The 10,718-nt window shown below is 41.7% G+C and carries 8 protein-coding genes and 3 tRNA genes; 7 read left to right on the top strand and 4 right to left on the bottom strand.

The features are described from left to right. Positions 1-81: 81 nt before the first annotated feature. The 3 genes from QQL60_RS07400 to rnr all read right to left on the bottom strand — a co-directional run bounded on the left by QQL60_RS07400 (position 82) and on the right by rnr (position 2,784). Positions 82-157: transfer RNA gene (locus QQL60_RS07400), tRNA-Thr, on the bottom strand. Between the two features lie 193 nt (positions 158-350). Beyond that, positions 351-426 (bottom strand) — tRNA-His (locus tag QQL60_RS07395). Positions 427-606: 180 nt separating this feature from the next. Further along, positions 607-2,784, bottom strand: a complete 2,178-nt coding sequence (gene rnr, locus QQL60_RS07390) for a ribonuclease R (RefSeq protein WP_284723320.1) — start codon at positions 2,782-2,784, stop codon at positions 607-609. Positions 2,785-2,824: 40 nt separating this feature from the next. On the opposite strand from rnr, the gene QQL60_RS07385 reads away from it, so the two are divergent. The 4 genes from QQL60_RS07385 to coq7 all read left to right on the top strand — a co-directional run bounded on the left by QQL60_RS07385 (position 2,825) and on the right by coq7 (position 6,108). Beyond that, positions 2,825-2,911, top strand: a tRNA-Leu gene (locus tag QQL60_RS07385). A 372-nt stretch (positions 2,912-3,283) separates the two neighbouring features. After that, positions 3,284-4,231: a chemotaxis protein gene (locus tag QQL60_RS07380; protein ID WP_007146284.1), complete on the top strand. Its 948-nt coding sequence runs from the start codon at positions 3,284-3,286 to the stop codon at positions 4,229-4,231. A gap of 153 nt (positions 4,232-4,384) precedes the next feature. Continuing rightward, positions 4,385-5,443: a GGDEF domain-containing protein gene (locus QQL60_RS07375; RefSeq protein WP_273181119.1), complete on the top strand. Its 1,059-nt coding sequence runs from the start codon at positions 4,385-4,387 to the stop codon at positions 5,441-5,443. A gap of 14 nt (positions 5,444-5,457) precedes the next feature. Then, positions 5,458-6,108 (top strand): 2-polyprenyl-3-methyl-6-methoxy-1,4-benzoquinone monooxygenase, encoded by a 651-nt coding sequence (gene coq7, locus QQL60_RS07370; RefSeq protein ID WP_284722917.1) that lies wholly within the window; start codon positions 5,458-5,460, stop codon positions 6,106-6,108. A gap of 2 nt (positions 6,109-6,110) precedes the next feature. On the opposite strand, the gene QQL60_RS07365 is transcribed toward coq7, so the two are convergent. Further along, positions 6,111-6,419 (bottom strand): PilZ domain-containing protein, encoded by a 309-nt coding sequence (locus QQL60_RS07365; protein WP_284722916.1) that lies wholly within the window; start codon positions 6,417-6,419, stop codon positions 6,111-6,113. A 77-nt stretch (positions 6,420-6,496) separates the two neighbouring features. On the opposite strand from QQL60_RS07365, the gene QQL60_RS07360 reads away from it, so the two are divergent. The 3 genes from QQL60_RS07360 (at position 6,497) to QQL60_RS07350 (ending at position 10,701) form a co-directional block, all read left to right on the top strand. Further along, entirely contained in the window at positions 6,497-8,887 is a 2,391-nt protein-coding gene (locus tag QQL60_RS07360) for a Lon protease family protein (protein WP_284722915.1), read from the top strand. A 70-nt stretch (positions 8,888-8,957) separates the two neighbouring features. Beyond that, complete coding sequence (locus QQL60_RS07355) at positions 8,958-9,365, top strand: hypothetical protein (RefSeq protein ID WP_284722914.1); 408 nt, start codon at positions 8,958-8,960, stop codon at positions 9,363-9,365. 97 nt (positions 9,366-9,462) lie between these two features. Next, on the top strand, positions 9,463-10,701 hold the full coding sequence (locus QQL60_RS07350; RefSeq protein ID WP_284722913.1) for a hypothetical protein: 1,239 nt from the start codon (positions 9,463-9,465) through the stop codon (positions 10,699-10,701). Positions 10,702-10,718: the final 17 nt, after the last annotated feature.

Here is a 10,718-nt window from a genome sequence, read left to right as displayed (position 1 = left end):
GCTTAAAATACGACGGGAGCGCTTTATAGTTATTCTAGGCAAAAAAAAGCCTCGCTAAGATAGCGAGGCTTTTTTTTATTCTGGAGCCGGAGATAGGACTTGAACCTACGACCCGCTGATTACAAATCAGCTGCTCTACCAACTGAGCTACACCGGCAATGAAAAAGCGCATTATACGGAGGCATTTCCGAGCTTGCAAGCCAAAATCGAGATTAATTTTGAGTTTTCATGCAAGTCATTGTTTCAAAATGATGAAAATTTTTTAATAAAAAGTTGGATGCTGTGAGAAGCGCGACATAGATAAACGTTACGTTATTTATCGGCTATTTATTTGGAGTTTGGGGGGAAGGTGGGGTGAGTGATGGGGCTCGAACCCACGACAACCGGAATCACAATCCGGGACTCTACCAACTGAGCTACACTCACCATTATTCTTGTTTGAGGTGTGGATGACTTAGGATGCCGACCTCAAGAAAGACGATAATTCTACTGTGATTATTTTTCTGGTCAAGGAAAATCTCTGTTTAGATGCAAAATAACACGATGTCTTACTCGTCTGATATCGAAACAAATGGCTGTTATTGTTTCTCATAACAGCCATTTATATTATTTCGTCTCAACTAATTCCAAATCAATTTTTTTCTCATCAAGATCGACGCGAACCACTTTAACTTTTAATGTATCTCCTAATCGATACACTTTGCGCGTTCGCTCACCGGTAAGGCGGTGACCGGTCGGGTCAAACTGGTAATAATCATTTTTCAGCGAGGTGACATGGACCAAACCTTCTATATAAATATCACTCAGCTCGACAAATAAGCCAAAGCCGGTGACGCCACTTATAACGCCGTCATGAACTTCACCAACACGATCACGCATGTATTCGCATTTAAGCCAGTCACTGACATCTCTGGTGGCTTCATCAGCACGACGACTGGTCATTGAGCAATGTTCACCGAGTTGAGCCATTTCCTCATAGGAATAACGCCATTTTTTATCTTTTCTCTGGCTGAGAACGTGGCGAATTGCCCGATGCACTAAGAGATCAGGGTAACGACGAATAGGTGAAGTGAAGTGGGCGTAAGCCTCAAGCGCTAAGCCAAAGTGTCCCACATTATCCGGGCTATAAACGGCTTGCTTCATGCTTCGCAGCATCACGGTCTGTAACAAGTGACCGTCAGGGCGTTTACTCGCGGTAGCTAATAAGGAGGCATAGTGACGCGGTTCGGGTTCTTCACCACCCCCTAAAAATAAACCGAGTTCACCTAAAAAGTCTCTCAGACCAGAGAGTTTTTCTTCTGAAGGTGTTTCGTGAATGCGATACAAAACAGGCAGTTTACTTTCCAGCAGGAATAATGCCGCACTGACATTGGCTGCAATCATAAACTCTTCAATAAGACGGTGAGCATCATTACGCTCGCGTGGTTCTATTGACTTGATCTTTCTGTTTTCATCAAAAATGAATTGGGTTTCTGTCATCTCAAAGTCAATAGCACCACGTTCGTGACGGGCTTCTAGCATGACTTTATATAAGTCATACATCGTTTCGATGGCAGGTAATACATGTTGGTATTGTTCGCGTAATGCTGTGTCATTATCAACCAGCATCGCCGCCACTTTGTCATACGTTAACCGGGCTTTGGAGTGCATCACGGCTTCATGGAAATGGTAAGAGACAGTTTTCCCTGCCTGATCAATTTCCATTTCACAGACCATACAAAGTCTATCGACTTCTGGATTCAGTGAGCACAAACCATTAGATAGTGCTTCAGGCAGCATGGGGATAACTTGACTTGGGAAATAGACGGAAGTGCCTCTTTCCTGTGCGTCCTGATCCAGCGGGCTGTTCGGCAGAACGTAATGTGAGACATCGGCGATAGCCACCCATAAACGCCAGTTGCCTGACTCGAGTTTTTCAGCGTACACAGCATCGTCAAAATCTCTGGCATCCGCGCCATCAATAGTGACAAGTGGCATATCACGAAGGTCAAGTCTGCCATCGATGGCAGCTTCAGGAATTGTTTCGCCTAGATTGTCCGCTTGTTCCTCAGCCTGAGGTGACCATTCATGTGGTAATTCAAAGGCACGGAGGGCAATATCAATTTCCATGCCCGGTGCCATATGGTCACCCAGTACATTAACTATCTTTCCTAATGGAGAACGGTGCTTGTTGGGCTGTTCAGTAATTTCAGCCTCAACAATTTGATTGACTTGTGCATTCATTAAATCGCTGGGTGGAATCAGAATGTCTTGGCTGATTCTGCGATTATTGGGGATAAGATAAAAAATGCCGGCATCCTGCACCAGGCGGCCGACAATGCGCTCGTTACTGCGTTTTACTACCTCAACAATAGCGCCTTCTTTACGGCCTTTTCTATCGGTTCCGGTGATACGGGCCAAAGCTCGGTCACCATGAAGCACCATTCGCATTTCACGTTCGGTCAGGAAGAGGTCATCGCCGCCTTCATCAGGAATAAGAAAGCCATAGCCTTCAGGATGGCCCATAACGCGACCACTGATAAGGTTCATCTTGGACACGACGCCATAGGCGCCTTTTCTGTTGCGAAGAAGTTGGCCGTCACGTTCCATTGCGCGCAGACGACGACGCAGGGCTTCGTTTGCATCTTCACCTTTAACATCAATCAGTTTAGCGATGTTTTTGCGCGATAATGGGGTGTTGTTTTGTTTGAGAATGTCTAAGATAAATTCACGACTGGGGATGGGGTTGTCGTATTTTTCGGCTTCTCTATCGAAAAAGGGATCGTTTTCGTTATTATTGGTCATTGACAGTTTTTGTTTCACTCTGTATCTTTGCGCGTCTGTTGCCCAGGTGGCGGAATTGGTAGACGCGCTAGCTTCAGGTGCTAGTGTACTTATGTACGTGGGAGTTCGAGTCTCCCCCTGGGCACCATTCCGACAGCATTCTTTTGCTGTATATATCTCGATTTTCAATTGTATTCTATTTCTAAAGTCATTATTGAACAATCTTTAAACGACTTTAGTGTCCTACTCTAACAATCATCTAATTTTACTGCCAGTCAATTCTGTTCGTGCATCCTATATCTGCAGCTCCGTGTATTGCTTCCAGCAAAAACGTCTTCTTGATAGATGAATAATTTTTCTCTGGTAGCTAACATAACTTCATGATTTAATTGCTGCTTGTTAGCACACCCGATAAATTTTCAGATAATGTGGCTAACTCTGCTCAAGCTTTCGTGCTAATGTCCGCTATTATTTTTAGACATATTCACGTTAATTTATCTGAAGTTTTGCGAGAATTCATATGGCCACATTTATTGACTCCATCGACGAGCGCACCAAACTAGCTGGTACAAATCACCTTGAGGTTTTGTTGTTCAGTTTAGGTACAAGTGATGAAACAGGAAGAAATGAACTGTTTGGAATCAATGTTTTTAAAGTCAGGGAAGTATTGAATATTCCTGAGATAACAACAGCGCCGGAAATGCCCGATGGAGTTGAGGGCTTTGTCAGTCTTCGTGGTGATATGGTACCTATCATCAACCTGCAAAAGTTTTGCAAACTAAGATCTAAAGATAAGCCACGAATTTTAATGATCACTGAATATAACACGCATGTTCAGGGATTCTTGGTCAGCTCTGTAGATACGATTCAACGCCTTAATTGGGAACAAGTTAAAGAACCACCACAACTTATTTCTCAACGCATGGGTGGTTTAGTCACAGCTGTTGCAGAATTGAACGATAAGCGACTGGTCATGATTATGGACGTCGAAAAAGTGCTGGCTGATGCCGGTGACTTCTACGACGAAACGGTGTTTGATGGTATTCGACAAGTCGACAAAAAAGGTCATTATCGATTGCTTTTTGCTGATGATTCAAACATTGCACGCAAGCAGATTACTAAAACTCTAGATGTTATGGGTGTAGAACATATTGGTACAGTAAATGGTGCTGAAGCATGGAAAATGCTGAATAAGATTGCTGCACAATGTGAACAGGAAGGGCGGGATATTACATCTGAAATCCAAATGGTCCTGACAGATGTTGAAATGCCTGAAATGGATGGTTATGTGCTAACACAAAAAATAAAATCAGACCCTAGAATGTCAAATTTACCTGTAATAATGCACTCTTCCCTGACGGCAAAAGCAAACAAAGCAATGGGGGTTGGTGCTGGTGCTGATGACTATGTCTCGAAATTCCAGCCACGTGACTTAGCGGATACACTCTTTAGGTATCTAGAGAGATAAACCAAGGCCCAAGTCGCCAAAATCAAGCTCTAAGCATTGATTTAAATACGGAAAAAGTATATTTTGTCCGATTGAGTATGGATATTTCATACTGGACATTAAGTGAGCGTGCTCAACGTTACCTTAATCTGTGAGCATACAAGGCATGTGGCAATGAATCATAACAGTATAAGGATCATAGATAATCTTGCAGAAATTACCAGCTATCATGACCGGCATGTACTTGAAAAAAGCCTCCTAAAAACGCTCAATGAACTTTTCCCATCTCAGGACCTGAGATTATTTCGTGTTAGAGAAAACAGTGGTGCTCATGAGTTAAGCTTGTTAGCTTTCTGTGTGAATGGTGTTATTGTTTCAAGCGATGAAAACCCGAGATTAATGACTGAGCAATCTGACCTCAGTGAGACTATTTTCAAAGCCATCAAAAATGCGGATGTGGAACTGACCTCCACAGAAAATGGTAAGTGGAATGTGGTCTATCCTGCTTTCGATGCAAATGGTGTTATTTTCGCTGTGCTACTCATCTCAACTGATCTCGTTCCTTCAAATGGTGATCAGAGATTAATTTACGGAATACTCAGAGTCTATTCTAATTATCTAGCATTGATTGAAAAAACACAGAAAGACAAACTTACTGGTTTGTTCAACCGTGAAACTCTTGATAATGAAATTACCAAAATACTGGTACGACAAGGCTCACACTTCAGTGAGCAGCTGACATCTCCAAACGATTCACGTCGTCGAACTTTTTCTGTGAAGTATTGGCTGGGTGTTATTGATATCGATAATTTTAAAACCATCAATGATAATTTCGGTCATCTATATGGTGATGAAGTCATTATTCTGGTAGCGCGGTTGATGAAATCTGGTGTTATCAGAGACGATGACCTTGTGTATCGCTATGGTGGTGAAGAGTTTGTAGTCGTTCTAAAAGCGCCAGATGAAGAAGATGCTATGCGAACATTTGAGCGTATCAGGGAAATGGTAGCAGCCCATGACTTTCCTCAAATAAATCAAGTGACCATTAGTATTGGTTTTGTTGAGGTTTTTGCTCAACCTTCACCGTCAGACGTCATTGGTGAAGCTGATGAAGCTCTCTACTATGCTAAAGGCAATGGCAGAAACCAGGTTCACAGCTACAGCCGCTTACTGAGAGAAGGTAAAGTCAAACCAGTATCACAAGTCGTGCACGGTGATATCGAGCTATTTTAATATCAGGTAGAGTTATGTTGAATTTGAGACAGTTGAGTATTGTTGACCGTGTCATTATCGAAGTAGATAAAGCTATCACAACAGTATTCGGTCAACCAGAGACTACTCAGCGTGATGTGCCCGGCAGCCATCTCAATGAAACTACCTCGCTGAGGTCTTCAGAAAAAAAACATTCAGCGGGATTGATGAGAGTAAATCATTCTGGTGAAGTATCTGCACAAGCTCTATATCAAGGCCAAGCTTTAACAGCTAAATTACCTGAAATACGTCAGGCAATGGAACAGGCTGCATTAGAAGAGAATGACCATCTGGTTTGGTGTGAACAACGCTTAATCACTCTTTCTTCACATCGTAGTGTTCTAAACCCGATATGGTACGCAGGCTCTTTCGCTATTGGAGCTGTTGCAGGAAAGATTGGCGATAAATGGAGCTTGGGTTTTGTTGCTGAAACTGAAAAACAAGTGGTTAAGCATCTTGATGAACATCTACAACAACTCAGCCCAAGTGATATTAAAAGTCGCGCTGTTTTGGAACAAATGCGAGAGGATGAAGGCCATCACAGAAGCATGGCATTGGATGCCGGCGGTGCCGAATTGCCGATTCCAGTGAAAATTCTCATGTCAATTACCTCAAAAGTGATGACCAAAACAAGCTATTGGATATGAGTTTACTGACTCTGTTCTATTGAAATTGATATCAAATATTGCTCTGCGGCCTCAATATCTGCTTCTACTCTCAACACACGCCCCTGAATAATGAATGGTGAAAATCGGTCATTACCTGTATCCATTACAACCTCTATTTTATCATTTTGAGTAGGTGCAAACTCTGACTGGATAAGTAAACCGCTCGCACTAAGATTTTTACTGATGGCTTGATGTGTTACTTGTGCTTGGCCATTAAGGGAAAATGTAATTGGCGTATCCACTTTCATTCGATGATATGCACGTTTTTCATCATAATCATTTGGTGACATGTGATTCTCCCTTCCTATATTGTCTGTATTATTCTGTCGACCTAAGCTTAAAGTAACTTATTCAAATTGAGAAAACTATGCCTGAGAGCACAAAATTACAAGTCAGTGATTTATATCATCATTGTACGCCAGAGCAATGGACTTTTTCTTCAACTGCAGACCTCAAGGCGACAAATGAAGTCATTGGTCAGCAGCGCGCATTAAACGCTATTGAGTTTGGCAGTCACATTGATGCTGATGGTTATAATTTGTTTGTTATGGGTCCGGCAGGAGTAGGGAAATATACGTTAACTCGGCGCTATCTGGAACAGCATGTTGAACATCTTCCAACCGCGAAAGATTGGGCTTATCTTAATAATTTTAGTGATTCACAAAGACCTTATGCAGTGAGTTTACCAGCAGGACAAGGCAAACAATTACGTCAGGATATTGAAGATGTGATTGATGATTTGAAAGATGAGCTGCCGCAAGCGTTTGATGATGAATATTACCGGGGGCGATTAAGAAGCCTTGATGAGGCAACTCGAAAGCACCGAGTTAGATTGTTTGGTGTGCTACAAAAAGAGGCTGATCGTAAAGGTGTTGTTTTACTGAGGTTACAAGATGGTCATTATGTCTTTGCCGCTCAACATAATGGCGAGGCCATGACCTCAGAAGAGTTTGAGCAGTTACCTGCAGCTCAACAGGAAGAGACAGAGAATGCGATTGCAGACTTGCACGAAGAATTGCAACACACTCTATTAGAGCTGAGAGAGTGGGAAAGAAACAATGCTAAACAGCTTCAGGCGCTGAATGATGAGGTCGCTCTTGAAGTTATCAGTAAGCAAGTCAATAAACTGAAGCACGCTTACCCCAATTCAAGCAAATTACAGCATTATTTTGATGACATGCTAAAAGACATCTGCAGTAATCTGGATGCGTTTTTGAAAGATGAACAATCAGCAGAAGAAGGCACCACAGACATCAATATCCATAAACGCTACCAAATCAACTTAGTCGTTGATAATAGCCAGAATCATGGTGCCCCTATTGTTTATGAAAATTTGCCTAACCATCAAAGTTTGCTTGGATGTATTGAAAACATGGCAATGATGGGAGCACTGGTAACCGACTTTACTCTGATTAAGGCTGGCGCCCTTCACAAAGCCAATGGTGGTTTTTTGATCATAGATGCAGAACAACTCCTTATGCAGCCTTATGGCTGGGAAGGGCTGAAACGAGCATTAAAATCGCGTGAGGTCAGATTTGATGCCTTAGAGCAAATTTATAGTCTTGTGGCGACAGTGTCATTGGATCCAGAGCCTATCCCTTTAGAACTGAAAGTCGTTTTACTGGGGGATAGAGAACTGTATTACCTCTTATACGATATGGACCCGGAATTTGCTGGTTTGTTTAAAGTCGTGGCCGATTTTGAAGATGAAATGCCACGAAGTATTGAGAATGACATCTTATTTGCCCAAATGATGGCAAGCACAATTGAAAAGTACAAATTAATTGATTTTGATAAACATGCTGTTGCCAGGGTGATAGAGCATAGTGCCAGAACTATTGAGGATAGCCAGAAAATATCTTTACATATGGGGAGTATGGCTGATTTATTACGGGAAGCTTCATTTATGGCGAAGCAGGAAAAGAGCCAACTCGTTAGCAGAGATAATGTCCAAAGTGCCATCAAGTTAAGAGAGCAAAGGCTGGATCGCTTACGGAGCCAGATTTATCAGCAAATAGAACGAAATATTATCGATATCTCAACATCCGGAGCAGTGATTGGGCAGATAAACGCATTATCTGTGTTGGGGATCGGTGGGTTCAGCTTTGGCCAACCTTCTCGAGTGACTGTTTCAGCACGTTATGGTGATGACAATATCATTGATATTGAACGAGAAGTCGATTTAGGCGGAGATATTCACTCTAAAGGTGTATTGATTCTTAGTGGTTACCTCGGACGGACCTATGCTTCTGATAATCCATTGTCCATGTCAGCGAGTATTGTGTTTGAACAAAATTATGGTGAAGTAGATGGTGACAGTGCTACTGTGGCAGAGCTCTGTGCTTTGTTATCCTCTATAGCCAATATTCCTATGAAGCAGTCTATTGCTATCACCGGCTCCATGAATCAAATGGGACAAGTGCAAGCCATTGGTGGTGTGAACGAAAAAATTGAAGGTTTCTATGATATTTGTCGTCTGACTGAATTAACAGGAGAACAGGGCGTTATTATTCCGGCTACAAATGTGCAGCATTTAATGCTGCGTGATGATGTTATCCAAGCAGTTGAGGATGGCAAGTTTCATATTTACGGTATAAGCCATGTCAATCAAGCATTAGCCTTATTATCGGGAATAGACGCAGGGGAATATGATGAAGAATCTGGATTTCCTGAAAAAACATTCAATGCTCAGGTGATGGCTCAAATCCAGAAGTGGGGGGATCATAACCGTAATGAAAAAGACGCATCTGCAGAATAAATTGTTATTGAAGACTTTGTCATCGATGACGATAACCCGAACATGAACTAGATTTTTACGGAGTAGGTACATGCAAAGGTTGAGTATTTTTTTATGTCTTGTCTTAATATTTTCATCGAAAACTAATGCCTTGACACTACCTCCTGTACCCTCAGAACCGATTTATTTCAAGCCGCCAGTTGTGACGGCTGATCAGAAAATGCAGGACATGAGTTGTTATCAGGTAGATAAAGCCATCAATCAGTTGCATCCATACCGATATACGTACAAACCGACTTTTTATAAGGATGATGCCAATAAAGCGGCGACCGCTTTGGTTATGATTGATACCATACCGATTGTACAAGGCTGGTTGGGATTGGGGTATTTAGGGTATTCTGCGCTTGTAGAAGAGAAAGAAGATAGACGACAGTTACAAGTAGAGCAACAGATTTCAGCTTTGCAACGCATAAAAGCTGAAAAACATTGTTATGAATAAAACTGATCTTAATCAAATATCATACTGATTTTGTTGTGAACTTGAGTAAAAGTCATGTACTATCAAATTACTTAAATGCCCAGCAGAGGTAAGAAATATGACTAGCACGTTTGAAATCAAAGCAAAGTGGTACGAAGCTAATCTTAAGACAGCGAGAGAGTCCAGAAGCAAATGGTATGAGGCTAACCTGAAACCTTCTATCAATATTGCAAAACCTTGGTATAACGCCAATAAACGTCCAGCAAAGGATGTTGAGATTCCTTGGTATAAAGCGAATCTGGTTGAGCATATTGAAACAAAAAATAAATGGTATGCCGCTAATCTCCAACAGGCGGTTCAATCTGTACGTGCCACACGTAAATGGTACGAAGCAAACAAAAGCCAATCTGAGGTTGAAAAACGTTGGCAACATTTCAGTGAAGAAATGTACAGTGATGTAAAAAAAGCTTGGATGCGCGTAAACTTGGATCAGGCTCGTCAAAAACGTATCAAGTGGTACGAAGCCAATCTCGATAACACACCAACTGAAAAACATTGGTATGAGTTTAGTGATGAAAAATATTCAGACACTAAAAAGAAATGGTATGAAGCCAATCTACAAACAGCTCGTGTTAATCATAGTAAGTGGTATGAGGCGAATATTCATCCTGATCCACATGCTGAAATTAAACAACGCTGGTATGAGTCAAATCTGAGTTTAATTCGTACTCGTCAAATTAAATCAAAATGGTTTGCAGACAATGCAGCTATCGCAAGAGAAAACCAGAAGTGGTATGAAGCAAATCAGCGACCAGCAAAAGTAACTGATACTCCCTGGTATGAAGCGAATATCGCCGCCCACATTCATACTAAAAATAAATGGTATGAAGCTAATCTGAAATCAGCAGTGGCTGCTGTCCGTGCTGAGCGCAGTAAATGGTATGAAGCTAATGATAATCAACCCACACAGGCTCATTGGTATGACTTTAAAGAAGCCAACGATACTGAGTGGAAGTTAGCATTCCGTGAAGCAAACCTAAAACAAGCTCGCGAGAAACGTATCAAATGGTACGAAGCAAATCTTGATAACACACCAACTGAAAAACATTGGTATGAAATTAGTGATGACTTAACGACTGAAACACACAAGAAATGGTATGAGGCTAATCTGGAGAAAGCGCGGATCAGCCATAACAAGTGGTATGAAGCGAATATGTATCCGGATCCACATGCGGATATTAAGAAAAAATGGTACGAGGCTAACCTCGACTTGGCGAGAACTCAGAAAGTGAAAAGTGATTGGTTCAAGCAGAATATGATTACTGCTCGTGAATCAAGCAAAAAGTGGGACAAATAATACGTAGAGACAACTCT

The sequence above is a fragment of the Methylophaga thalassica genome (assembly GCF_030159795.1).
Lineage (GTDB): Bacteria > Pseudomonadota > Gammaproteobacteria > Nitrosococcales > Methylophagaceae > Methylophaga > Methylophaga thalassica.
The sequence above is the reverse complement of the archived record's forward strand: the minus strand, read 5'-3'. Positions and strand labels throughout refer to the sequence as shown.